Source organism: Gordonia sp. NPDC058843, from assembly GCF_042743165.1.
Classification (GTDB): Bacteria; Actinomycetota; Actinomycetes; order Mycobacteriales; family Mycobacteriaceae; genus Gordonia.
Genome location: NZ_JBHYNC010000010.1, coordinates 58,531 through 81,807, shown reverse-complemented (window position 1 = coordinate 81,807; position 23,277 = coordinate 58,531). Strand labels below are relative to the sequence as shown.

22 protein-coding genes are annotated in these 23,277 nt (G+C 68.6%); 15 read left to right on the top strand and 7 right to left on the bottom strand.

What is annotated here, in order from left to right; translation table 11 throughout:
• Window positions 1-17: 17 nt before the first annotated feature.
• The 5 genes from ACFW3F_RS09825 to ACFW3F_RS09805 all read left to right on the top strand — a co-directional run bounded on the left by ACFW3F_RS09825 (window position 18) and on the right by ACFW3F_RS09805 (window position 3,987).
• Window positions 18-695, top strand: coding sequence for a YoaK family protein (locus ACFW3F_RS09825; protein WP_388056712.1), 678 nt, complete (start codon window positions 18-20; stop codon window positions 693-695).
• Entirely contained in the window at window positions 692-1,693 is a 1,002-nt protein-coding gene (locus ACFW3F_RS09820) for a D-2-hydroxyacid dehydrogenase (protein WP_388056710.1), read from the top strand. The genes ACFW3F_RS09825 and ACFW3F_RS09820 overlap by 4 nt, the downstream gene beginning before the upstream one ends.
• A 37-nt stretch (window positions 1,694-1,730) precedes the next feature.
• Window positions 1,731-2,648 carry a hypothetical protein gene (locus tag ACFW3F_RS09815; RefSeq protein WP_388056708.1) on the top strand — a complete coding sequence of 306 codons (918 nt, stop codon included), beginning with the start codon at window positions 1,731-1,733 and terminating at the stop codon, window positions 2,646-2,648.
• A 69-nt stretch (window positions 2,649-2,717) separates the two neighbouring features.
• Window positions 2,718-3,296, top strand: coding sequence for an orotate phosphoribosyltransferase (gene pyrE / locus ACFW3F_RS09810; protein WP_388056707.1), 579 nt, complete (start codon window positions 2,718-2,720; stop codon window positions 3,294-3,296).
• Window positions 3,289-3,987 carry a TrmH family RNA methyltransferase gene (locus ACFW3F_RS09805; RefSeq protein ID WP_388056705.1) on the top strand — a complete coding sequence of 233 codons (699 nt, stop codon included), beginning with the start codon at window positions 3,289-3,291 and terminating at the stop codon, window positions 3,985-3,987. The genes pyrE and ACFW3F_RS09805 overlap by 8 nt, the downstream gene beginning before the upstream one ends.
• Window positions 3,988-4,060: 73 nt before the next feature.
• Here ACFW3F_RS09805 and ACFW3F_RS09800 read toward each other — a convergent pair whose 3' ends face one another.
• Window positions 4,061-4,795: a VTT domain-containing protein gene (locus ACFW3F_RS09800; RefSeq protein WP_388056703.1), complete on the bottom strand. Its 735-nt coding sequence runs from the start codon at window positions 4,793-4,795 to the stop codon at window positions 4,061-4,063.
• A 226-nt stretch (window positions 4,796-5,021) separates the two neighbouring features.
• Here ACFW3F_RS09800 and fbaA point away from each other — a divergent pair, with 226 nt between their 5' ends.
• Window positions 5,022-6,059: a class II fructose-bisphosphate aldolase gene (gene fbaA, locus ACFW3F_RS09795; RefSeq protein WP_004021344.1), complete on the top strand. Its 1,038-nt coding sequence runs from the start codon at window positions 5,022-5,024 to the stop codon at window positions 6,057-6,059.
• An 84-nt stretch (window positions 6,060-6,143) separates the two neighbouring features.
• Here fbaA and ACFW3F_RS09790 read toward each other — a convergent pair whose 3' ends face one another.
• Window positions 6,144-6,440, bottom strand: a complete 297-nt coding sequence (locus ACFW3F_RS09790) for a hypothetical protein (protein ID WP_388056701.1) — start codon at window positions 6,438-6,440, stop codon at window positions 6,144-6,146.
• Window positions 6,437-8,398 carry a hypothetical protein gene (locus tag ACFW3F_RS09785; protein ID WP_388056699.1) on the bottom strand — a complete coding sequence of 654 codons (1,962 nt, stop codon included), beginning with the start codon at window positions 8,396-8,398 and terminating at the stop codon, window positions 6,437-6,439. Before ACFW3F_RS09785 ends, ACFW3F_RS09790 begins: the two co-directional genes overlap by 4 nt.
• A 114-nt stretch (window positions 8,399-8,512) precedes the next feature.
• Here ACFW3F_RS09785 and ACFW3F_RS09780 point away from each other — a divergent pair, with 114 nt between their 5' ends.
• The 5 genes from ACFW3F_RS09780 to ACFW3F_RS09760 all read left to right on the top strand — a co-directional run bounded on the left by ACFW3F_RS09780 (window position 8,513) and on the right by ACFW3F_RS09760 (window position 13,435).
• Window positions 8,513-8,965, top strand: coding sequence for a DUF3151 domain-containing protein (locus tag ACFW3F_RS09780; protein ID WP_388056697.1), 453 nt, complete (start codon window positions 8,513-8,515; stop codon window positions 8,963-8,965).
• 42 nt (window positions 8,966-9,007) lie between these two features.
• On the top strand, window positions 9,008-10,132 hold the full coding sequence (locus ACFW3F_RS09775) for an aromatic acid exporter family protein (protein WP_388056695.1): 1,125 nt from the start codon (window positions 9,008-9,010) through the stop codon (window positions 10,130-10,132).
• 48 nt (window positions 10,133-10,180) lie between these two features.
• Complete coding sequence (locus ACFW3F_RS09770) at window positions 10,181-11,089, top strand: cation diffusion facilitator family transporter (RefSeq protein ID WP_388056693.1); 909 nt, start codon at window positions 10,181-10,183, stop codon at window positions 11,087-11,089.
• A gap of 49 nt (window positions 11,090-11,138) precedes the next feature.
• On the top strand, window positions 11,139-11,963 hold the full coding sequence (locus tag ACFW3F_RS09765; protein ID WP_388056691.1) for a polysaccharide deacetylase family protein: 825 nt from the start codon (window positions 11,139-11,141) through the stop codon (window positions 11,961-11,963).
• A 119-nt stretch (window positions 11,964-12,082) separates the two neighbouring features.
• Window positions 12,083-13,435: an MFS transporter gene (locus ACFW3F_RS09760; RefSeq protein WP_388056689.1), complete on the top strand. Its 1,353-nt coding sequence runs from the start codon at window positions 12,083-12,085 to the stop codon at window positions 13,433-13,435.
• A 61-nt stretch (window positions 13,436-13,496) separates the two neighbouring features.
• Here the strand turns inward: ACFW3F_RS09760 and ACFW3F_RS09755 are convergent, their stop codons facing one another.
• Window positions 13,497-14,153, bottom strand: a complete 657-nt coding sequence (locus ACFW3F_RS09755) for a hypothetical protein (RefSeq protein WP_388056688.1) — start codon at window positions 14,151-14,153, stop codon at window positions 13,497-13,499.
• A gap of 81 nt (window positions 14,154-14,234) precedes the next feature.
• On the opposite strand from ACFW3F_RS09755, the gene ACFW3F_RS09750 reads away from it, so the two are divergent.
• Complete coding sequence (locus ACFW3F_RS09750; RefSeq protein ID WP_388056686.1) at window positions 14,235-15,521, top strand: adenylosuccinate synthase; 1,287 nt, start codon at window positions 14,235-14,237, stop codon at window positions 15,519-15,521.
• A gap of 152 nt (window positions 15,522-15,673) precedes the next feature.
• Complete coding sequence (locus ACFW3F_RS09745; RefSeq protein ID WP_388056685.1) at window positions 15,674-17,227, top strand: adenylate/guanylate cyclase domain-containing protein; 1,554 nt, start codon at window positions 15,674-15,676, stop codon at window positions 17,225-17,227.
• A gap of 9 nt (window positions 17,228-17,236) precedes the next feature.
• Here ACFW3F_RS09745 and ACFW3F_RS09740 read toward each other — a convergent pair whose 3' ends face one another.
• From ACFW3F_RS09740 to rpmB, 3 genes are all read right to left on the bottom strand, one after another.
• Complete coding sequence (locus ACFW3F_RS09740) at window positions 17,237-17,635, bottom strand: hypothetical protein (RefSeq protein WP_388056683.1); 399 nt, start codon at window positions 17,633-17,635, stop codon at window positions 17,237-17,239.
• Between the two features lie 317 nt (window positions 17,636-17,952).
• Window positions 17,953-18,795 (bottom strand): enoyl-CoA hydratase/isomerase family protein, encoded by an 843-nt coding sequence (locus ACFW3F_RS09735; RefSeq protein WP_388056681.1) that lies wholly within the window; start codon window positions 18,793-18,795, stop codon window positions 17,953-17,955.
• Window positions 18,796-18,902: 107 nt separating this feature from the next.
• Window positions 18,903-19,094, bottom strand: coding sequence for a 50S ribosomal protein L28 (gene rpmB / locus ACFW3F_RS09730; protein WP_065632754.1), 192 nt, complete (start codon window positions 19,092-19,094; stop codon window positions 18,903-18,905).
• A gap of 282 nt (window positions 19,095-19,376) precedes the next feature.
• Between rpmB and ACFW3F_RS09725 the strand changes: the two genes are divergently transcribed.
• Together ACFW3F_RS09725 and recG are read left to right on the top strand one after the other, a co-directional pair.
• Window positions 19,377-21,026, top strand: a complete 1,650-nt coding sequence (locus tag ACFW3F_RS09725) for a DAK2 domain-containing protein (RefSeq protein ID WP_388056679.1) — start codon at window positions 19,377-19,379, stop codon at window positions 21,024-21,026.
• Window positions 21,023-23,269, top strand: a complete 2,247-nt coding sequence (gene recG / locus ACFW3F_RS09720; protein ID WP_388056677.1) for an ATP-dependent DNA helicase RecG — start codon at window positions 21,023-21,025, stop codon at window positions 23,267-23,269. The genes ACFW3F_RS09725 and recG overlap by 4 nt, the downstream gene beginning before the upstream one ends.
• Window positions 23,270-23,277 lie beyond the last annotated feature (8 nt).

Sequence of the window (23,277 nt, the reverse complement as noted above, 5' to 3'; positions counted from 1 at the left end):
CGGAGAGGAGGGCCGGCGTGACCACATCGACCTCGCTGCGCTTTGCCCTGCTGATCACCGCGGCCTGCGGTTTCCTCGACAGCTACACATTCCTGTCACGGGGCGGTGTGTTCGCCAACGCTCAGACCGGGAACGTCATCCTCCTCGCGCTGAATCTGTCGGAGCGGCACTGGTACCAGGCGTCCGGACATCTGTGGCCGATCCTCGCGTTCCTGGTCGGTGTCGTACTCGCGGTGCACGTGAAGGCCGGCCGCTTCGATCGTCTGCTCGTCTACCCGATCCGGGTGACGATGGCGCTGCAGGTGACGATCCTCGTGGCGATCGGCTTCGTCCCCACCTCCGTCCCGCATTCGTTCGTCACCATCCCCATCTCGTTCATCACGGCCATGCAGATCGAGTTGTTCCGCAACATCGGTGACCTCAACTACATCGCGGTGGCCACGACCGGGAATCTCATGCGGCTCGTGGAGGCCGGCTACGGCGTGACCGTCGACCGCACGCCGGAGGCGAGCAAGGCCCTCGCGGTCTACGGCCGTCTGGTGGGGGCGTTCGCCGGCGGCGCACTCGTCGGGGCGGTCTGCACCCAACTGTTGGGTGGTCGCGCCGCCTGGGTGCCGGCCGGTTTCCTCGCGGTGACGCTGCTGCTCTTCGTCATCGACGAACGCACCGACCCGTCACCTACGGTGGGGTCATGACCCCGCCTGCACCCGTGGTTGCCCTGCTGATCTCCGCTGACGATCCTCCGCCGGGAAACCTCGCCGAGATCGAGGAGCTCGCGACGGTGCGGCTCTGCACAGCGGACGACCTCGGCGCCGCACTGCCGGGCGCGGATGTTCTGGTGCTGTGGGACTTCTTCTCTCGTGGGCTAGCCGACAACTGGGGAAAGGCGACGGCATCGTTGCGCTGGGTGCACGTGTGCGCGGCGGGCGTCGACTCGTTGCTCTTCGACGAACTGCGGGCCTCCGAGGTGGTGGTGACCAACGCCCACGGCGTCTTCGACCAGCCGATCGCGGAGTTCGTGCTCGCCGCAGTTCTGGCCCGGCACAAGCGTTTACACGAGTCGATGGCGCTGCAGCGCGACCATGAATGGCAACACCGCGAGACCGTGGCGACCCACCGCACCTCCGCACTCGTGATCGGTACCGGCGGGATCGGCCGCGCGATCGCGAAACTGCTGCGCGCCGTGGGTGTCCGGGTGGTCGGAGCGGGCCGGACGGCACGCGACGGTGATCCGGACTTCGGACACGTCGTCGCCACCGACGACCTCGCCGAGCATGTGGGCGACTTCGACACCGTCGTCGCGATCGCGCCGCTGACAGCGCAGACCTCCGGGATGATCGACGCGACGGTACTCGCGGCGATGAAACCCGGCGCACACCTCGTCAACGTCGGTCGCGGCGAACTCGTCGACGAGGCGGCGCTCGTCGAGTCGCTCCGGTCGGGACACCTCGGCGCGGCCACCCTCGACGTCTTCGTCACCGAGCCGCTGCCCGCCGACAGCGAACTGTGGGACCTGCCCGGGGTCGCGATCTCGGCGCACATGAGCGGGGACGCCACCGGATGGCGCGAGGCGCTGGCCGAGCAGGTCCTCGACAACCTCCGGCGCTACGTCGCGGCGGGTACCGAGGAGCCGTCCGACGTGCTGGTCAACGTCGTAGACAAGGAGCGCGGCTACATCCGGGTAGGCGCATGACGTCACCGCGGGCCCGCCGATAGTAGGCTGTAGCGCGATGACCACCGTCTATTTCCTGATCGCCGCCGTGGCCCTACTGGGTGCGGGTGTCCTGTTGTGGCTCGACCGGCAGCGGTCGAGTGTCGCACGGCACCAGCGTGCGGTCTGGGGCGATGAGCACGAGTTCAAGTTCCGCGAGTCGGACACCAAGCTGCGCAAGGTGTTTCGACGCGCAACCATGAACGTGGGCGACCACATCCCGGTCCAGGACGTCGCGTACGGACACTACGCCGGGGTGGAGGCCGTGGTCTTCGACCTCGCCGAGACCGCGACCGTGATCGCCGTCCGGCGGTCCTCGCCGTCGCACGTCGTCGTCGACCTGCGTCACGAGGACGTCCTCGCCCCCGCCGAGGAGGACGTGGAACTGCTGGGTGCGATGGGCCCGCGTGTCATGTTCTCCAACAATCTCGACGTCGCCCGCCGGGTCTGCGACCGGCGGATGGTCGCGCTGGCCAACAAGGCGCCCGCGTTCGTCGAGGTCCTGTGGAACGAGGGCAACTGGGCGCTCGGTTCGATGCCGGTGACCAACGACCCGGCCAAGCTGAACACCGGCCTGGAGGTCGTCCGCCGATTCGCCGATCTGCTGCGGGTGCTCCCGCCGGTCCGGGAACCCGAGGACTCGCCCGATCCGCGGGACCCCCACGGGCCCACCCGGGCCGAGCTCGCCGACGAGAAGACCGAATCCCTCCGGGACAAGCGTCGGCGCCAGGCCGCCGGAACGCCGCCGACGGGCGATCCCGAGAGTCCGGCCGCGCCCACCGCGACGCGCACGACGCCGTCGGGCTCGCCGACCACCGGCGGCCGGCGGATGTCCCCGATGCCCGTCCGCGGGTCCGGCACCCGCGGTCCCGCCGGGACGTCCGACGAGACGCCTCGTCGGGACACCGGTGAACGCCCCAACCGCCACCGCAGCTGACCCGCGCCACCACGCCACGCACCGTCGGAGATCGTCGATCCCGGCAGCTTCGACCGAGAGGGAAGTCGCATGTCCTCGTCCGCCCCGGTTCCCGCCGAGACCCCCGGGGTCGACCCGGCCGCGAAGGCTCGGCTCGCCGAGCTCGTCCGCGAACTCGCCGTCGTCCACGGCAAGGTGACGCTGTCGTCGGGTAAGGAGGCCGACTACTACGTCGACCTGCGTCGCGCGACACTGCACCACCAGGCCTCGCGGCTCATCGGGCAGCTGATGCGGGAACTGACCGCGGACTGGGAGTATGCCGCCGTCGGTGGCCTGACCCTCGGTGCGGACCCGGTCGCGACGTCGATCATGCACGCCGACGGCAGGCCGGTCGACGCGTTCGTCGTCCGCAAGGCGGCCAAGGCGCACGGCATGCAACGTCAGATCGAGGGGCCCGACATCGTGGGCCGCGACGTGCTCGTCGTCGAGGACACCAGCACGACCGGCGCCTCACCGTCCACGGCCGTCGAGGCCGTCCGCGGTATCGGCGGCAACGTCGTCGGGGTTGCCACCGTCGTCGACCGCGCGACCGGCGCCGATGCGGTCATCACCGCACTGGGCGTGCCGTACCGCTCCCTCCTCGATCTCGGCGATCTCGGGCTTGCCTGACACCTCCGGTCCCGATCGGGACCCCGTCGGCGCCGACCCCGGTCCGACCGAATGGCAGACCGGACCGACCGTCGGTGTGGGGCCCTGGGCCGTCGAACATCCCGACGAACCGCTACCCGACGATCCGCACCTCGACGCCGAGCTGCTCGCCCACGGCGACACCCGCAACGTCGTCGATGGCTACCGGTATTGGTCGCGCGAGGCGATCGTCGCCGACATCGACGCCCGCCGGCACCCGTTGCACGTCGCCATCGAGAACTTCGCACACGACGCGAACATCGGGACCGTGGTGCGTACCGCCAACGCGTTCGCCGTGGCCGCCGTGCACATCGTGGGGCGACGCCGCTGGAATCGTCGCGGCGCGATGGTGACCGACCGCTACCAGCACCTGATGCACCACGAGACGGTGTCCGACCTCATCTCCTGGGCTCGCGACGCGGGCCTGACCGTGGTGGCCGTCGACAACACTCCCGGTGCGCTGCCGCTCGAGACGGCGGACCTACCCCGCGACTGCGTCCTGTTGTTCGGTCAGGAAGGCCCGGGGGTGAGCGACGACGCGCAGCGTGCGGCCGACCTCACGGTGTCGATCGCGCAGTTCGGATCGACGCGCAGCATCAACGCGGGCGTCGCCGCCGGGATCGCCATGCACGCATGGGTGCGTCAGCACGCCGCCCTCGACGACGCCTGGTGACCAGCGGGGTGGCTTCGACTCGGCGCCTCGCTGCGCTCGGGGCCGGCTCAACCAGCGGGATGTGGTCTTCGGCTCAGTTGGCGGGAGGGGCGGAGTTCTCAGCGTCGTCGGAGGCCGGGAGGGGCTCCTCCTCGACGAGCTTCTTGCGCGAGCGCAGGATGCGCTTGACGATCTCGGAGATGATCGGCAGGACCGAGATGAAGACGATGAACAAGAAGATGTAGTCGATGTTGTCGCGGATGAACTCGATCTGGCCCAGGAAGTAGCCGAGCAGCGTGACACCCGCACCCCAGGCGATCGCGCCGACGATGTTGTAGACGAGGAAGATCGGGTACCGCATGCGGGCGGCGCCGGCGACGAGCGGGGCGTAGGTCCGCACGATGGGAACGAATCGCGCGAGGATGATCGTGGCCGGGCCGTGCTTCTCGAAGAACTCGTGCGCTTCCTCGATGTAGACCTGCTTGAGGATCTTCGCGTCCGGCCGGAACAGCGAATAACCCGCCTTCTTGCCGATCCAGTATCCGACCTGGTCGCCGAGGAACGCGGCGATCGGGATGGTGACCAGCAGCACCCACAGCGGGGCGAAGGGTTCGATGTCCGCCGACTTCGCGGCGACGATGAGACCAGCGGTGAAGAGCAGCGAGTCGCCGGGGAGCAGCGGGAACAGCAGGCCCGACTCGATGAACACGACCAACAGCAGACCGGCCAGCATCCACGTGCCGAACGAATTGAGCAGGTTCACCGGGTCCAGGAATCCCGGCAGGAGTGCCAGGTTGGTGGTCGTGGTGGCAAGCGCGGAGTCGATCACGGGGACCCAGAGTACCTGCGCGTCCGTCGAGGACAGAATCTCGCGGGTCCGCCACCGCCGTTTTCCAGCAGGTCCGGGCACGAATGGTGCCCGCGCCGGGTGATGTGGCACCTGCCATACTGGGAGAAGTCCGGCCGCGGGAAGTCCGGCTGCTCGCCACCGAAGCACCAATCGAGGCGAGAGAACCCGAACACCAGAGCACATCAACACCCTGGAGGATTCGTCGATGCCCATTGCAACCCCGGAGCAGTACGCCGAGATGTTCGACAAGGCGAAGAAGGGCGGTTACGCATTCCCCGCGATCAACTGCACCTCGTCATCGACGATCAACGCCGCCATCAAGGGTTTCGCCGACGCCGGCAGTGACGGGATCATCCAGTTCTCGACCGGTGGCGCCGAGTTCGGGTCCGGCCAGGGTGTCAAGGACATGGTGACCGGTGCGGTCGCGCTCGCCGAGTTCGCGCACGTCGTCGCCGCGAAGTACGACGTTCTCATCGGCCTGCACACCGACCACTGTCCGAAGGACAAGCTGGACACCTACGTGCGTCCGCTGCTGCAGATCTCGCAGGAGCGCGTCGACGCCGGCCGCAACCCGCTCTTCCAGTCACACATGTGGGACGGCAGCGCCGTGCCGCTCGACGAGAACCTGGAGATCGCCAAGGAACTGCTGGCCAAGGCCGGCGCGGCCAACATCATCCTGGAGATCGAGATCGGCGTGGTCGGCGGTGAGGAGGACGGCGTCGAGAACGAGATCAACGACAAGCTGTTCACCACCCCCGAGGACTTCGAGAAGACCATCGAGGCGCTGGGTGCCAGCGACTCCGGCAACCGCTACCTGCTTGCCGCGACCTTCGGCAACGTCCACGGCGTCTACAAGCCCGGCAACGTGAAGCTGCGTCCCGACGTGCTCAACACCGGCCAGGAAGTGGCGACCAAGAAGCTCGGTCTGGCCGAAGGTGCCAAGCCCTTCGACTTCGTGTTCCACGGTGGTTCGGGCTCACTGAAGAGCGAGATCGACGAGGCCCTGAGCTACGGCGTCATCAAGATGAACGTCGACACGGACACGCAGTACGCCTACACCCGCCCGGTCGCCGGCCACATGTTCGGCAACTACGACGGTGTGCTGAAGGTCGACGGCGACGTCGGCAACAAGAAGGTCTACGACCCGCGTAGCTGGTCGAAGAAGGCCGAGTCGAACATGAGCGAGCGCGTCGTCGAGGCGTGCAACGACCTCAAGTCCAACGGTAAGTCCCTGACTGCCTGACGCGTTTCCACTTGTCTGCCCGCACCCCGACAAGGGTGCGGGCAGAAGTGTTTCGGGAGGGTGAATCGCCGGCCGGGGGCCGGCTCAGGTGATGGCCAGGCCGAGGACGACCGCCCCGGCGAGCGCGACCATGACCAGTGCGGCGATCACGACGGCCGGATCGACCCGCGATCGTGTCTGGCGCGGGGATTCGACCGGGTACGGCCGGATCCGGTTGCTGCGGACCCGGCCATCCGGTGCGGGACGGGCGGTCGGCGACGGGCCACCGCGCGGCGTCGTGCTCGCGGGAGGCACCGGCCGGGCCGGAGGCGTGAAGTAGCCCGGCGCAGAACGGTCACCCAGGCCGGCCGGCGGCGGGCCCGGACGGTGTCCGCTCGTCACGTGGGGTTGCACACCTTCCAGTCGTCCCCGTCGCGCTGCAGGTTCAGCGTGACGGTCTCGGGCTGGTCGGGCGTGTTGGTGTGCACCGCGACCACTTCGACGACGGCCTGGTCGCCGCCCTCGACGACCCGGACCGCGTTGATCGCCTGCGTCTGCACGAGCTCGTTGCGGGCCCGCTGCGCCTCATAGGTCCGTTGGTACGCGGCGTCGTCGAAGTCGGTGTAGAACGCGTTGAGCTCACCGCAGGTGACCGACCGCAGGGTGTCGAGGTCGCCTTCGTAGAGGGCGGTCGTGTAGTCCATGGCCACGGTCGCGGCCTCGTCGGCGGGTGCCGGGGCCTGCAGGCTGTTGTAGGCGAAGATGCCGCCGACGACGGCCAGGATCACGACCACGACCGCTGCCGCCGCGATCAGCAGGCCCTTGCCGCGCTTCTTTTTCTGCGAAGCGGGCCCGCTGCCGGGAATGACCTGGGGTTCGCGATCGGTGGTCGTCCACCCCGCGGTCGACGCCGGAGCGGCCGGCTCCGGTGCGGTCCGGACCTCATCCTCGTCGGCCGGCACGGACTTGCTGTCTCGAGCCGAGGCGGCCGCCGCGGCTGCCGCAGCCGCAGGGATCACCGTCGTTGCGGCATCCGGTCCGGAGCTCTCGTCGGCACTCCTGGCCTCCGCATCGGTATCGGTCCCCGGGTCGGCGTCGGTTTCCGTGTCGGCGTCGGCGTCGGTTTCCGTGTCGGGGACGGCGTCGTTGTCTGGGGTGGCGTCGGTGCCGGGGGCGTCACCGGTGGGGACGACGATCGCCTCGGTCGGGGAGTCGGTCTCCGGGTCTGCGGTCTCGTCCGCTGCGGTGCCGTCTGTCGCGGTGTCGTCGGTTGTCGTCTCGCTCTCAGGCTCTGCGAGCTCCGCGGCGTCGGCCGGCTCGTCGTCACCCGGCTCGTCGTCACCCAACTCGACGTCGACGGAGTCCTGCTCGGCTTCCGGTGCGACCTCGGATTCATCTGGCGCAGCGGCGGTTTCGTCAGTTGCGGTTCCGGCTGCGGTGTCGTCTTCGGTGTTGCCCGGAGCCGTTCCGGCTGCCACCGCAGCTGCGCCGGCCGCCGCCACGCCGGCGCTGACCGCGGTGCCCGTCGACGGGTCCGTGTCGTCCCCCGCGGGAGCGGGTTCGGCAGTCTCATCCGAGGCTGCCTCCGCGTCGGCTTCCGTAGCGGACGCGGACTCCGGGGCGTCGGTGCCGGCGGGCTGGGTCTCGTTCTCGGGCTCCGCGGGCGCTGTCGGGTCGATGTCGTCGAGGTCCTCGAGTTCAGCGGCGTCGGGGAGGTCCGACCGGCGGATGACCGTGGTCTTGGAGTCGCTCGGGCCGAGTCGTGCCGGCACCGGCGCGGCGTCGTCGGTCGTCGTGGTGTCGTCGGGCTCCGCGGCGTCGGGAGCCTCACTCAGCGGGTCGATGTCGTCGAGGTCTTCGAGGTCCTCGACCGACGGGAGGCTGTCGCGGTTGATCACCTGGGTGGCGCCGTCGATCCCACGCCCACCCTTCGGCTTGGGTGCTGCGGGCTTCTTCGCGGCGTTGTCCGTCGTGGACGCCTCGGTCGTGGACTCCGCTGGGTTCGCCTCGTTCGCGGCGGTTTTCTCCTCGGCGGTTTTCTCCTCGGCGGCCTTGTCCTCGGCGGTCTCGTTCTTGGTGGGATCGTCCACGGCTGGCTCGAGGCCCTCTCTGCTGGTGCTGGGTGGAGCGGCGTCGGCGCCGGTCGGAACAGTATCGGGGATCGGCTGCGTGCCCGTCCGCCGAGCGCGGCGATCCTCCCGTACCTGCTTCAGGGTCGACACTGCCTTGGTGACGGCAGCTCTCGGCCTGTCGGATCGCGCCATCGACTGATTCACCCCGTATTCCGCCATTGCACGACTTCGGCCCGGCCGCCCGGCGTCGCCGTTCATCTCCGAGGGCAGCAGGACCGATTGCGCCATTCACCCTAGCGAACGGCCCGACGGTGCAGCACTAGGGCGTTTGATCGAATGGACGTCCCGCCCGGCCCGGATCGAGCGAGCGTCCCGTCGGGGCGCGGTGCTTGAATAGAGGACATGACGTCTTTCGGAGATCTTCTCGGCCCACAACCTGTTCTGCTCACCGGGGATGACGACGCCGAATCGGACCTGCTCAACGGCGCCGTCGCGGCCGAGGTCGCGGCTGCACACCCGACCGCCTCGATCGCCTGGGCCCACCTGGCCGAAGCAGCGCTCGAGTCGTCGAAGACCGTCTCCGCCGGTGACGACATCGACGCCGCTGCGGTGATCGCGGCCTACGCCTATGCGCGGACCGGTTACCACCGCGGCCTCGATCAGCTGCGGCGCCACGGCTGGAAGGGTTTCGGGCCGGTGCCGTGGAGTCACGAGCCCAACCGCGGTTTCCTGCGGTGCGTCGGGGCACTGGCCCGGGCCGCCGAACTGATCGGCGAGGAGGACGAGCATCTGCGGTGCCTCGACCTCCTCAACGACAGCGATCCGCGCGCGGCCACCGAACTCGGGCTCGTGTGATCGCACCGCGATGACCGGGCATCCCGGGATGACGTCCGACTGATGGCGCCGAGTGCCGCCCACCCGTCCCATCTGCGCCGGGTGTTCAATTCGCTGCCCGCGCCGCTGAAGAACCGGCTGCGCCGACTCCGGGTGTCACTCGTGCCGATCGTCCAGTGCGCGCTGGCGGCGGGCGTCTCCTGGTGGATCGCGGTAGAGGTCTTCGTCCATCCCGACCCGTTCTTCGCGCCCATCGCCGCGGTCATCTCGCTGGGCCTGTCCCTCGGGCAGCGGTGGCGACGTGCGGCCGAACTCGTCGGCGGCGTCGCGATCGGAATCCTGGTCGGGGACCTCTTCATCAGTCTGGTGGGCGAGGGCGCATGGCAGATCATGATCGTGGTCGCCCTGGCGATGACAGTGGCGGTCTTCCTCGACGACGGTCCGCTCGTCCCCATGCAGGCCGCCTCGTCGGCCGCGCTGGTCGCGACGCTTCTCCCGCCCGGGGGCGTGGCCGGATTCCATCGGGCTCTCGACGCTCTGATCGGTGGGCTGGTCGGCATCCTCGTGGGCGCGCTGCTACCGGTCAACCCGGCGAGCCGGGCACGACGCGATGCGGCCGGTGTCCTCGCAACGGTCCGCGATGCCGCGCGCACCCTCGCCGCCGGGCTCCGTGAGCACGACGAGGAGAAGATCTCGGCCGCACTCGAGTCCGGGCGCGGGACGCAGGCCGCGATCAACACGATGCGGTCGGACATGACCGGGGGCCGCGAGGTCACCCGGATCTCGCCCCTCTACTGGGGTTCCCGGATGCGGCTGGACCGGATCTCGGCGACCGCCGACCCGATCGACAACGCGGTCCGCAACTTCCGGATCATCGCGCGGCGTTCCCTCGGCATGTCCCAGCGGGGCGTGCCGGTGCTGCCCGAGCTGATCGAGATCATCGACGATCTCGGCGGGGCGTTCGAGGTGCTGCGCGCGATGATGATGGCCGACCCGGGTGAGGCGCCCGACCAGGCCGACGCGGCCCGGGTGATCCGGAGCATCGTGCGCAAGGCCCGCACCGATCTGGTCACCAACAGCGAGTTGTCCGAGGCCGCGCTGCTCGCCGAGATCCGATCGCTACTCCTCGATCTGCTGATGATCGCCGGCCTGCGACGTTCCTCCGCGCTCGCGACCCTTCGGCGCTGACCCGCCTGTTGCCACATATGCGAACTTCTGCATATATTGACCGGCATCATGGGGCACTCACATTCGCACTCGCACGCTCCCACGAGCGGCGGACGGCGCCGGCTCTGGCCGATGGTGCTGGCGGTCGGTCTGATCGGCAGCTACTTCGTCGTCGAACTCGTCACCGGCATCCTGGTGAACTCGCTCGCGCTGATCGCCGACGCCGGACACATGCTGACCGACGTCGTCGCTCTCGTCATGGGCCTGATCGCGCTGTTGCTCGGGCGGCACGGGCGGATCACCGACACCCGTAGTTTCGGCTGGCACCGCGCCGAGGTGTTCACCGCGGTCGCCAACGCCGTGTTGCTGATGGGGGTCGCCGCCTTCGTTCTCTACGAGGCGGTGGAGCGTATCGGCAGCGATCCGCAGGTCCCGGGCCTCACCCTGATCGTCGTGGCCCTCGTGGGCCTGCTGGTGAATCTCGGGGTCATGCTGCTGTTGCGGGCCGACGCGAAGGAATCGATCGCGGTCCGCGGCGCCTACCTGGAGGTGCTGGCCGATGCCGTCGGCAGCGTCGGCGTGCTGGTGGCCGGCATCGTCGCGATGACGACCGGGTGGGGGTACGCCGACATCGTCGTCGCGGTGCTGATCGCGCTCTGGGTGGTGCCGCGCGCGGTGCGGCTCGCGCTCGACGCGCTGCGCATCCTCAACCAGCAGGCACCGGCCCACGTCGACGTCGAGGCACTGCGCGCCGATCTGGCCGACATCCCCGTCGTCGACGACGTCCACGACCTTCATGTCTGGACACTCACGACCGGGATGGACGTGGCCACCGTGCATCTCGGCAGCAGCCGGCCCAACGGCGAGGTGCTGCCGGCCGCGCAGGCCGTCCTGGCCCGCCACGGCCTCGAGCATGCGACGGTGCAGATCGATCCCGACGACCACCAGCGACGTTGTCGGGACGAGATGACCTGGTGACCGTGCGTCGCAGAGCCGTGAATGTCGGTTATGCCTTACATTGCGGCGCATGGAACGACGCGACTTCCTCGCAGTTCTCGCCGCGGGGACCGTGGGGGCACTGACGTCGAGCACACTCGCCGGCTGTGCGGCGCCGGTCCCGGCGGCCGAGATCGAACCGGTCGAGAACGCCTCGTCGCCGGCGCGGCCGGTCAGCACGACCCAGGCCCCGTCGTCGGTGTTGCTGCCACCGGCGGTGGCGTCCCGGTACCCGCTGCCCGACGGGGCCATCACCGCCCTGCCCGGTCCCGGCCGGCACCTCGCGCTCACCGTCGACGACGGCGCGAGCTCGGAGGTGATCGGGGCGTATGTGAAGTTCGCGCAGGACACGGGTGCGAGGTTCACCTTCTTCGTCACCGGCTCGTTCGACGGCTGGACCGACCACCGGGCCGATCTGCGGCCTCTCGTCGAGTCCGGCCAGATCCAGCTGGGCAACCACACGTGGAGTCATCCCGCGCTCACCTCGATGTCGTCGCGGGGGGTGGCCGACGAGCTCGGCCGGACCAAACGGTTCCTGAGCAAACAGTTCGGGGTCGACGGCACCCCGTATTATCGGCCGCCGTTCGGCTATCACAACGCATCCGTCGACGCGGTGGCCGCCGACCTGGGCTACACGGTGCCGACCCTCTGGTACGGCTCGCTGTCGGACTCCGGCCTGATCACCGAGAAGTACCTGATCCGGTGCGCGCGCAAGTACTTCCGCCCCCAGAGCATCGTCATCGGCCATGCCAATCACGAACCGGTGACCAAGGTGTATCCCGAACTCGTCGAGATCATCCGTCATCGCAAGCTGCGGATGGTGACCCTCGACGACTACTTCGCGCCCGCCCGGTGATCGCCCGGCCGGGTCTCCGCACGCCCTGACCGGCGGCGCCGGTCCACTATCGCAACTTTTCGTTCACGCTGATTCGTAGTCGTCGGATCGGGAGGTCGCGTCGTTACCGTGTGTCGGTCATGGCTACCTCCACACTCACACCCGCTCCGGCCGGCGAGACCGACGCCGAGCGTCGCAAGCGGCTCCGGACCGTCGTCGCGGCAAGCCTGCTCGGCACGACCGTCGAGTGGTACGACTTCTTCCTCTACGCGACCGCCGCGAGCCTGGTGTTCAACCAGTTGTTCTTTCCCGACCAGAGCTCGTTCGTCGGCACGCTGCTGTCCTTCGCCACGTTCGCGGTGGGATTCGTGGTGCGGCCGATCGGCGGAATCGTGTTCGGGCACATCGGCGATCGCATCGGCCGCAAGCGCACACTCGCGATCACGATGGTGATGATGGGCGTCGCGACCGCCCTCATGGGTGTACTGCCGACCGCGGCGTCGGTCGGGGTACTCGCCCCGATCCTGCTGCTGCTCCTGCGCGTCGTGCAGGGATTCGCGCTGGGCGGGGAGTGGGCGGGCGCCGTCCTGCTGTCGGTCGAGCACAGCCCCGACGGCAAGCGCGGTCTGTTCGGGAGCATTCCGCAGATCGGCCTGGCGCTCGGACTCGCCCTGGGCACAGGTGTTTTCGCCCTGCTGCAGGTGGCCCTCGACGAGCAGGCCTTCCTGACCTACGGCTGGCGTATCGCGTTTCTGGTGAGCATCGTCCTCGTGGTCATCGGTTTCGTGGTGCGCCTGAAGGTCGACGAGACGCCGGCGTTCGCCGAAGTGGCCGAACTCGCGAAGAAGTCCACCGCGCCCCTGCGCGACGTCGTGGTCCCGCCGAACACGCGCAACACCGTTCTCGGCCTCCTCGCCCGGTGGGGTGAGGGTTCGGCGTTCAACACCTGGGGTGTCTTCGCGATCGCCTATGCGACCAGCGAACTCGACATGGAGAAGGTCCCGGTCCTGGTGGCCGTGACGATCGCCTCGCTCGTGATGGCGGCCCTGCTGCCGTTCTCCGGGCTGCTCACCGACCGCTACGGCGCCAAGACGATCTACTTGATCGGGATCACCGCCTACGGCGTGGCGGTCTATCCGGTGTTCGCGCTGTTCGGAACGTCGAACCTGCTGTGGTTCACCGTCGGCCTGGTGATCGTCTTCGGCGTCATCCACGCGCTCTTCTACGGCGCGCAGGGCACGCTGTTCGCGAGCCTGTACCCGACCCCGGTGCGCTACACCGGCCTGTCGGTCGTCTACCAGTTCTCGGGTATCTACGCCTCGGGGCTGACGCCGCTGATCCTCACCGCGCTGATCGGGGCGGCGAGCGGGTCGCCCTGGCTGGCGGCCGGCTACCTCGTGCTCACCGCGATCATCAGTGTCGTGGCGACCGCGCTCATCCGGCGCGACGACCTCCACCTCACGACGGGTCCGGAGGCGCGACCGGTCACCTGAGTTGCCGGGAATCGGTAGCGGCAATGCGCGCCATATCCGCACTGCCGCTAGGGATTTCGGGTCAGGGGCGTACGAGCAGCAGATCGGTGACGTGCCGGTAGAACGTCGATCGCTTCAGGACGCGCGGGTTCACCACACCCTCGCGCTCGACGACGACGTTGGTGCCACCGGTCTGGCAGGCGCGTCCGGTGAACCACTTGCCCGGCAACAACATCCGTTCCACCTGTGCGCGCAACCCGGGTGCGGTCAGGGTCGGTTCGATGAGGATCGAACGCACCTCGCCGTCGAACAGCCGATCGCTGTCGACGTAGGTCTCGCCATGCAGCTTCGCGCCCTCCGCGCCCAGGTGGCGAGCGCTACCGACCAGGACCGTCGCGGCGTCGTCGCGGATGAGTGGAACCGCGACCGCGGTGCCGTGCTCGGCCAGCTCGCGCGCAGCGGGTCCGTGCGGCAACCCGAAGCGGCGCGTCGCCGGGGTGGCCTCGGCCGAGACGTATGCGACCTCGACGTCGAGGCGTTCGGTGACCATCAGGGCGGCCAGCACCTGGGACAGGAAAATGTCGTTCTCGTGGGCCACGGTGGGAGCGAACCGCTCCGCGACGCGCGGCTCGACGACGAGGCGGGAGACGTCGGGATCGGTCAGGGCATCGGCGACCGCGGCGCGGACGGCCTTCTTGTCGTCGGCGCGGCTGGTCTGGCTCAGAAGGGCAAACGGCACGCGGATAGCGTATCGAGCGCGCCGACCCAGTAGTGTTGGTCGGGTTTGGTCCCAAGCGCGCCACACAAAGGAGTACCGGACATGGCCGCGATCGTGCTTATCGGAGCCCAATGGGGCGACGAGGGCAAAGGCAAAGCGACCGACCTCCTCGGAGGCCGGATCAACTGGGTTGTCCGCTACCAGGGTGGCAACAACGCCGGGCACACCGTCGTGCTGCCCAGCGGGGAATCCTTCGCGCTGCACCTCATCCCGTCCGGCATCCTGACACCCGGCGTGCAGAACGTGATCGGCAACGGCGTGGTCGTCGACCCCGGCGTGCTCCTCACCGAGCTCGGCGGCCTCGAGGACCGTGACGTCGACACCTCGGGCCTGCTGATCTCCGCCGACGCGCACCTGCTCATGCCGTACCACGTCGCGATCGACAAGGTCACCGAGCGCTTCCTCGGCAACAAGAAGATCGGGACCACGGGCCGCGGCATAGGACCCTGCTATCAGGACAAGATCGCCCGCGTCGGTGTGCGCGTCGCCGACGTCCTCGACGAGAAGATCCTCACCCAGAAGGTCGAGGCCGCGCTCGAGCTCAAGAACCAGATCCTGGTCAAGATCTACAACCGCAAGGCCCTCGACCCGGCGCAGGTCGTCGACGAGGTCCTCGGCCAGGCAGAGGGATTCAAGCACCGCATCGCCGACACCCGGCTGCTGCTCAACCAGGCCCTCGAGAACGGCGAGACGGTTCTCCTCGAGGGATCGCAGGGCACCCTGCTCGACGTCGACCACGGCACCTACCCGTACGTGACGTCGTCGAACCCGACGGCCGGTGGCGCCGCCGTGGGCGCCGGCATCGGCCCCAACAAGATCACCACCGTCCTGGGCATCCTGAAGGCCTACACCACACGTGTGGGCTCGGGGCCGTTCCCCACCGAACTCTTCGACGAGTGGGGCGCCTACCTGGCCAAGACCGGTGGCGAGGTGGGCGTCACCACCGGGCGCGCCCGACGCTGCGGCTGGTTCGACGCCGTGATCGCCCGCTACGCGACCCGCGTGAACGGCATCACCGACTACTTCCTCACCAAGCTCGACGTTCTCTCCAGCCTCGACACCGTGCCGATCTGCGTGGCCTACGAGGTCGACGGCGAGCGCGTCGAGGAGATGCCGATGACCCAGACCGGCTTCCACCACGCGAAGCCGATCTACGAGGAGATGCCGGGCTGGTGGGAGGACATCTCCCAGTGCAAGACCTTCGAGGAACTGCCCCAGAACGCGCAGAACTACATCCTGCGGCTCGAGGAGCTCTCGGGTGCGCACATCTCGTGCGTGGGTGTGGGTCCGGGCCGGGACCAGACGATCGTGCGGCGCGAGATCGTCTGACCCTTCGTGACGCTGCGCTCCTCAGGGGCGGGGTGACGCTGCGCTCCTCAGGGGCGGGGTGACGCTGCGCTCCTCAGGGGGCGGGGTGGGCGGTTTGCTCCTGAGGGAGCGGGGAGACGGTTCGCTTCTCGAGTCGTGATTAGCTAGTGCCCATGCGTGCCAAGCGGGGGAGTCGCGACTACGGATCCATCCTGCTCGGATCGGTCGGCGAGAGCACGATCAAACAGCGGATCCGGATCCAGACGCTGCTCACCGCGTCGATCGTGGTGGCCAACCTGTTCGGTGCGATCGTCGCGGTCGCGCTCACCGCGGTCGGCATCCCGCAGCCGACCGTGTTCACCGCCGAGCTGTGGTGGGTCAACTTCATCGTCGTACCCGTCTACATCACCGTGGCCTTCGTGGTGGGGATCGGGTGGGGTACCTACGTCGGAGTCCGCGACCTGCGGTGGGCGATCCGTGACGTCGCCCCCACCAAACGCGATGCCCGGCGGACGATGCGGCTGCCATGGCGGTTGTCGCTGGTGCAGGGCTTCCTGTGGGGCATCGCCACCGTCATGCTCACGATCATGTACGGGATCGTCGACCCCCAGCTGATCCCGAAGACGCTGTTCGTGGTGAGCCTCAGTGGTGTCGTCGTGGTCGCGATCTCCTATCTCTTCATCGACTTCACGCTGCGTCCCGTTGCGGCGGAGCTGATCTCGGCCGGGCACCGCAGGCGTAAGCGCACCGGTGTGAAGGCGCGGTCGGTCGTCTCGTGGATGGTGGGATCGGCGATCCCGATCATCGGCATCCTGCTGGTGCTTGCCTTCGGGCTCGCTCGGGACGAGACCTCCAAGCTGGACCTGTTCGTCGGGGCCACAGTGCTCGGGATCACCGCGCTGTTCACCGGATTGCTACTGACGTTGCTGTCGAGCATGAGCGTCACCGGGCCCATCCGCAGTGTGCGTGCCGGTATGAACCGCGTGAGCGACGGCGACCTCGAGAACGCTGACCTCGTCGTCTACGACGGCACCGAACTCGGCGACCTCCAGGTCGGATTCAACTCGATGGTCGCCGGACTCCGTGAGCGCGAACGAATTCAGGATCTCTTCGGACGTCATGTGGGACGCGAGGTCGCGGACGCGGCCATGGCGTCGAATCCGGAACTCGGTGGCACCGAACGCCTGGCCGCCACGTTGTTCGTCGACGTCATCGGTTCGACGACGCTTGCCGCGCAGCGACGCCCGACCGAGGTCGTCGAGATCCTCAACAAGTTCTTCGCGGTCATCGTGCGGTCGGTCGAGGAACACGACGGCCTGGTGAACAAGTTCGAGGGTGACGCGGTGCTCGCCATCTTCGGCGCGCCCATCGACCTCGACGACGCGGCCGGCAGCGCACTCGCCGCCGCCCGCGACATCGCGCGCGGTCTGGCCGAGGAGGTACCGGATCTGTCGGCCGGGATCGGGGTGAGCCACGGGGCCGTGGTCGCCGGGAACGTGGGTGCCATCGAGCGGTTCGAGTACACCGTCATCGGCGACCCGGTCAACGAGAGTGCCCGCCTGTCGGAGCTGGCCAAGCGGGATCCGCGGCGTCCGTTGGCCTCCGGGCGCGCGGTGAAGGCCGCGCAACGCAAGGAGGCCGGCCGCTGGGAGGAACAGGAGACCACCTCGTTGCGTGGCCGGACCGAGGAGACCACCGTGTTCGCCGCGTTCGTCGACGAGGAGTGAGTGTCCCGGTCAGCCGATGGCGTCCTCGGAGCTGATCAGCAACCCGTCGGGGCCGACGATGCTCAGGCCCAGTCCGTCGAAGACCGAGTACTTGTATCCGTTGTTGTAGGCGACGTAGTAGGCCCGGCCGCTCCCGTTCTCCTGCGCGTGCACCTCGGACACCGGGATGTGCAGGGTGTTCCCGCTGGAGCGGGCGACACCCCGGTATTCGAGCGTGCCGTCGGTGCGCCACTGACAGATCGATGCCGCCGACCGCGCGGTGACGACGGAGGTGACGGTCCGTTGCGCGCCGTCGCAGGATGGAGCGGCCGGCGCGGCGGCTGCGGTGGAGGTGCCGACGGCGAGCGCACCGGCGGTGAGGGCGAGACAGGCACCGGCGGTGGCCAGGCGGGTGAGGGTCGTGGTCATGGAAACCGAAGGTAGGACACGACTTCCGAATGCGGAATGGGCAGAACTCCCCGGATTCGTTCGGGTGGCGGACCCTTCGAGGCTCGTCGCTTGCGCTCCTCGCACCTCAGTATCTGCGGCCTGTCGGCCGTCGTGGACCACGAAAGACCCCCCTCTGCTCCCTGAGGTGCGAGCGAAGCGAGCCTCGAAGGGTCTCGAACGTGTCTCACCAGGCCCTTCGAGGCTCGTCGCTTGCGCTCCTCGCACCTCAGGGAGCAGGGGTTATGCGGTTCTTTCGGATTAGGGAGCAGAGAACCAGCGGCTCTGGTTCTTTCGGATCAGGGGGCGGTGTCGGCGCGCCCGCGGGTGAAGTCCGGTGCGCGCTTGCCGACGAACGCGTCGACACCCTCGATGCCCTCGGGCAACCCGGACCGCTCGGAGATCGAGCGGGCTTCCAGCGCGAGATGCTCGACCAGCGTGGTGTCCGCGGAGGCGGCCAACAGGCGTTTCGTCGCGGCGTCGGCTCCGCGGGGCCCCGATGCGATGGTCTCGGCTGCCGTTCGCGCGGCCGATTCGACCTCGTCGTCGGCGACGATCTCCGACAGCAGGCCCCACTGCTGGGCCTCGTCGGCGGTGATCACGCGGTCGGTCAGGATGATCTGTCGTGCCCGAGCCGCGCCGACGGCCCGCGGGAGCGTCCACGTGAGTCCACCGTCGGGGGTGAGACCGATACCGCGGTAGGCCGGCCGGAGCCGGGTCGACGGACCGCCGATGGCAACGTCGGCGTGCAGCACCAGGGACATCCCGGCACCGGCGGCCCAGCCCTTGGCGGCGACGACCACGGGGCGATCGGCCTCGTACAACGCGCCGACGAGCCGATGGAAGTTGTCGGCGATCTCGCGGAGGTAGGTCGGACGGTCGTCGGCGCCGGCAAAGGCGCGGACGTTGCCGCCGGCGCAGAAGTTCTTGCCGAGCCCGACGAGCAGGACGGCGCCCACGTCGCGCCGGCCGCGGGCGACCTCGCGAAGGGCCTGGGCGCCGGCGGCGAGCGCGGCGTCGTCGAGCGAGTTGCCCGCGCCCGCGGTCGAGACCGCGATGGTGAGTACGCCGTTGCTCTCGCTCACCAGGGCGTCGGCGTTCTCGGCGGTGGTGGCGGTGGTGGCTGGAGTCGATGAGGCCATGCGCGAAACATTATCGCGCACACGCCAAAGACCCGACGCCGGGGAGCTTGCGCTCATGGCATCGGGTCTCGTGCTCCCGGACTCCTCACCCGCGACGGGTGACGAGGTCAGACAGCTGCGGTCTTGCCGGCCTTCAGGCAGGAAGTGCAGACGTTCTTGCGCTTGCGGTTGCCGGGGGCGACCTCCACGCGAACGGACTGGATGTTCGGGTTCCAGCGTCGGTTGGTACGGCGGTGCGAGTGAGACACCGACTTGCCGAAGCCCGGGCCCTTGCTGCAAATATCGCAGACGGCAGCCATCGTCGAACTCCCTTGGTAGATGATCATGGTCTGGTGGTCAGCCTCTCGGATCGATCGGCACCACCGGTGGGTGTGCGCGCCGAGGCGAAAGGCAACCCTGCAAGGATAACCAGGTCGTGGGGGAGTGACCAAATCCGGGCCGACTCGCCGCACGCGGTCCCGCTCGGACGCGTCGCACCGTCGGACGCCCCGAGTAGCCTTGCACACAACTTCACCAGCCGGTCACGCCGCCCGCGAGAGCACCGCCCGTCGCGCGCCGCGTCTGCGAGAAAGAGTTCCCGTGTGATCGCCCGCACCGTCAACCCGCAGTTGCTGCGCGACTGGGCCCGTGCCTCGGTGGACCAGCTCGAGTCGCTGCGCGGCGAGATCAACGACCTCAACGTCTTCCCGATCCCGGATTCGGACACCGGGAGCAACATGCTCTTCACGATGCGCGCGGCGGCCGAGGCAGTCGAGCAGACGCCGCCCGATGCATCGCTCCCCGAGGTCGCGCGTGCGATGGCCGACGGTGCGGTGGCGCAGGCGCGCGGCAACTCGGGGATCATCCTCTCCCAGGTTCTCGTCGGTCTCGCGGACAGCGCGGAGATCCTCGGCGACACCGATGCCCTGACCTTCGCCGAACTGTCGACGCTGGGTCTCCGTCTCGGATCACTCGCAGCCACCCGAGCGGTCAGCGAACCGCGAGAGGGCACGGTTCTGACCCTGGTGCGGGTGGCCGCAGAGTCGGCCGCAGCGCACGAGGCCGAGTCGCCTGCCGACCAGGTGCGTGCGGTTGCCGACGATTGCGCCGAGGCGCTCGAACGCACACCCGAACAGCTGTCGGTGCTGGCGAACGCGGGCGTGGTGGACGCGGGCGGGCGCGGATTCCTCGCCATCGTCGACGCGATGGTGAAGGTGATCACCGGGGTCTCCCACCGGCGGCGGCGATACCGGGGCATCCTCACCGACAGCACCACGCTCGGTCACGGCCCGGACGACAGTTGCCTCGACGGCAGTGACCAGGACTTCGAGGTCATGTACCTCCTCGACGGGGCGGCGGGCGCGCAGATCGCCGAACTACGCGCCCGGCTCGACGACCTCGGGGACGCGGTGGTCATCGTCGGCGACAGTTCCAGTGGTGAGGGTGAGCGCTTCTCGGTGCACGTACACACCTGCGATCCGGGTGCGGCGGTGGAGGCCGGTGCGGGCATCGGGCAGCTGTCGGATGTTCGGATCAGTTGCTTCGCCCTCGATGCCATACGGGCACAGGCGGATTCGTCTGAGCCGCCCCCACGTCACAAACGTGCGGTGGTGGCCGTCGTGTCCGGTGACGGTGCGGCCGAGCTCTTCGGTGAGGCCGGCGCGGTGGTGCTGCGAGCAGACGACGGACTCTCGGCCCACGACCTCGGGCGGGCGATCCGCGACACCGACAGCGCACACGTCGTCGTCATGGCCAACGGCGCGTTGACATCTCAGGATCTCGTCACGGTGGCGACCGAGGTGCGCTCGACCCAGCGCTCGGTCCTCATGCTGCCGACCTCCTCGATGGCCCAGTGTCTGGCGGCGCTCGCCGTGCATGATCCGAGTGAGGTGCCCGACGTCGATGCCTATGCGATGGCCGAGGCCGCGGCCGGTGCACGCTGGGGATCGCTGCAGTCGGCGACCACGAAGATGATGACGCTTGCCGGGATGAGCGACGCGGGTGACGTGCTGGGGCTGATCGGCGACGACGTGCTCGTCGTGGCGCCGGATCAGACGTCGGCGTGCACCGCGCTCGTCGACCTCATGCTCTCCACCGGAGGCGAACTCGTCACGGTGCTCGCCGGTGTCGACGTCGACGAGGCGGCCCTCGAGGCGGTGGGGGAGCAGATGCGGCGAAGCTACCCCGGTATCGAGCTGGCGGTGTATCGCACCGGTCAGCGCACCGACCTCGTCCAGGTGGGTGTGGAGTGACGGAACCCGCACTGTCCGATTCGCTGGCCGACGTCCTGGGGGTCAAGCCGGCCGAACAGCTCGCCACCGTGGGCGTGCACACGGTCGGCGAACTGTTGCGCTACACCCCGCGCCGGTACATACGTCGCGGCCATGTGTCCGACCAGGAGCGACCCGAGCCGGGTGAGTGGCTGACGATCGTCGGGCGGATCACGAAGTCCGATCTCATCAAGATGAGGAGTCGCAAGGGCTCGTTCCTCAAGGTCAAGGTCACCGACGACAACGACGTCTACGAGGCCAGCTTTTTCAACGCCTACCGGATCAAGGGGCTGTTGCGGCCCGGTGCGCGAGTGATGATGGCCGGCGCGGTGAAGTACTTTCGCGATCAGATCCAGTTGTCTCATCCGGAATGGATGATCCTCCCCGACGGCGATCCGGAGATCGAGGATGTCGTCGGCTCCAAGATGCTCACCGAGATGTACGCGATCGAGGAGCAGGTCACCGGAGAGCACGGCGACCACCCGCTGGTCACGATGTTCGACCGGGACATCCTGCCGATGTACCCGGCCAACAAGAACATTCAGACCTGGGACATCCTCGGCGCGGTTCGGCGGTTGCTGAGTGAGTGTGCGCCCATCCCCGACGCCCTGACCGAGGCCGAACGGCGAGCGCGCGGACTCGTCAGCACCGACGAGGCGATCCGCAAGATCCACCTGCCCGACTCCGAGGACGACGTGAAGGTGGCGTCCCATCGGCTGAAGTTCGACGAGGCGCTGGCCATCCAGACCGTGCTCGCGCAGCGTCGGTTGGCGGGCCGCAGCGAGTCGGCGCCACCGTGTCCGCGTGTGCCGGGCGGTCTCGAGGACAAGCTGCGCGCCCGACTCCCGTTCACGCTGACCGATGGTCAGATCGAGGTGGGGGAGGAGCTCGCGGAGGATCTGGCCCGCGCGCAGCCGATGTCGAGGTTGCTGCAGGGTGAGGTCGGGTCCGGTAAGACCCTCGTGTCGTTGCTGGCGATGTTGCGGGTCGTCGACAACGGGTTCCAGTGCGCAATCCTCGCTCCGACAGAAGTGCTTGCCGCACAGCATTATCGAACGATGAGGTCGATGCTGGGCGACCTCGCGGAGGCCGGTGAACTGACCGCAGCCGAAGGTGCGACGCGCATCGCGCTGCTGACGGGTTCGATGAAGACCAAGGGCCGGCGGGAGACGCTGCTCGACGTGGTGACCGGGCAGGCCGGGATCGTGATCGGAACGCACGCGCTCCTCGAGGACAAGGTGGAGTTCTTCGACCTCGGCCTCGTCGTGATCGACGAGCAGCACCGATTCGGAGTGGAGCAGCGAGACGTCTTGCGCGGCAAGGGTCGCAACGGTCGCGTTCCGCACTTCCTCGTCATGACCGCGACCCCGATCCCGCGGACTGTCGCCATGACCGCCTTCGGCGACCTGGAGACCTCGGTCCTCCGGGAACTGCCGCGCGGCCGTCAGCCGATCACCACCTCCGTGGTGCCGACCAGCAGGGCCTCGTGGGTCGATCGGGTCTGGTCCCGTGCGAACGAGGAGATAGAGTCGGGCCGCCAGGTCTACGTCGTGTGTTCGCGCATCGGCGACGGTCCCGAACCCGAACCCGATGGGAACGAGGAGAAGGGCCCGAAGACGACGTCGGTGCTCGAGCAGTACGAGGCGCTCGTCTCCGGTCCGTTTGCGCACCGGCGAGTGGAGCTCCTGCACGGTCGGCTGCCCGCCGATGAGAAGAGCGCCGTCATGGACGCCTTCGGGCGGGGCGAGGTCGACGTCCTGGTGTCCACCACCGTCATCGAGGTCGGTGTCGACGTGCCCAACGCGACGACGATGGTCATCATCGACGCCGATCGCTTCGGCGTGAGCCAGCTGCATCAGTTGCGCGGACGCGTGGGACGCGGTCGGCATGCCGGCCTGTGCCTGCTGATGACGAACGCACGGGACGGGTCTCCGTCGATGGACCGACTTCGCGCCGTCGCGGGTTCCAACGACGGCTTCGAACTCGCGCGAGTCGACCTCGAACAGCGACGGGAAGGCGACCTGCTCGGGTCGCTGCAGTCCGGCGTGAACACCTCGTTGCGGTTCCTCTCGCTACTCGAGGACGTCGAGGTGATCGAGGACGCCCGCGATCTCGCGGAAGACGTTGTGAGCGAGGACATCACGTTGATCGAGCATCGGCCCCTCGCCGACCTGGTCGACGGCATCCTCGTCCCGAACAAGATCGCGTATCTCGACAAGTCCTGACCGATACT

Excerpts from the sequence above, each read along its gene's own strand:
- pyrE (WP_388056707.1), top strand. The coding sequence starts at position 2,718 with ATGTCCTCGTCCGCCCCGGTTCCCGCCGAGACCCCCGGGGTCGACCCG.
- ACFW3F_RS09820 (WP_388056710.1), top strand. The coding sequence starts at position 692 with ATGACCCCGCCTGCACCCGTGGTTGCCCTGCTGATCTCCGCTGACGAT.
- ACFW3F_RS09735 (WP_388056681.1), bottom strand. The coding sequence starts at position 18,795 with ATGGCCTCATCGACTCCAGCCACCACCGCCACCACCGCCGAGAACGCC.
- fbaA (WP_004021344.1), top strand. The coding sequence starts at position 5,022 with ATGCCCATTGCAACCCCGGAGCAGTACGCCGAGATGTTCGACAAGGCG.
- ACFW3F_RS09745 (WP_388056685.1), top strand. The coding sequence starts at position 15,674 with ATGCGTGCCAAGCGGGGGAGTCGCGACTACGGATCCATCCTGCTCGGA.
- ACFW3F_RS09760 (WP_388056689.1), top strand. The coding sequence starts at position 12,083 with ATGGCTACCTCCACACTCACACCCGCTCCGGCCGGCGAGACCGACGCC.
- ACFW3F_RS09785 (WP_388056699.1), bottom strand. The coding sequence starts at position 8,398 with ATGGCGCAATCGGTCCTGCTGCCCTCGGAGATGAACGGCGACGCCGGG.
- ACFW3F_RS09775 (WP_388056695.1), top strand. The coding sequence starts at position 9,008 with ATGGCGCCGAGTGCCGCCCACCCGTCCCATCTGCGCCGGGTGTTCAAT.
- ACFW3F_RS09780 (WP_388056697.1), top strand. The coding sequence starts at position 8,513 with ATGACGTCTTTCGGAGATCTTCTCGGCCCACAACCTGTTCTGCTCACC.
- ACFW3F_RS09740 (WP_388056683.1), bottom strand. The coding sequence starts at position 17,635 with ATGACCACGACCCTCACCCGCCTGGCCACCGCCGGTGCCTGTCTCGCC.
- rpmB (WP_065632754.1), bottom strand. The coding sequence starts at position 19,094 with ATGGCTGCCGTCTGCGATATTTGCAGCAAGGGCCCGGGCTTCGGCAAG.
- ACFW3F_RS09815 (WP_388056708.1), top strand. The coding sequence starts at position 1,731 with ATGACCACCGTCTATTTCCTGATCGCCGCCGTGGCCCTACTGGGTGCG.
- ACFW3F_RS09770 (WP_388056693.1), top strand. The coding sequence starts at position 10,181 with ATGGGGCACTCACATTCGCACTCGCACGCTCCCACGAGCGGCGGACGG.
- ACFW3F_RS09750 (WP_388056686.1), top strand. The coding sequence starts at position 14,235 with ATGGCCGCGATCGTGCTTATCGGAGCCCAATGGGGCGACGAGGGCAAA.
- ACFW3F_RS09765 (WP_388056691.1), top strand. The coding sequence starts at position 11,139 with ATGGAACGACGCGACTTCCTCGCAGTTCTCGCCGCGGGGACCGTGGGG.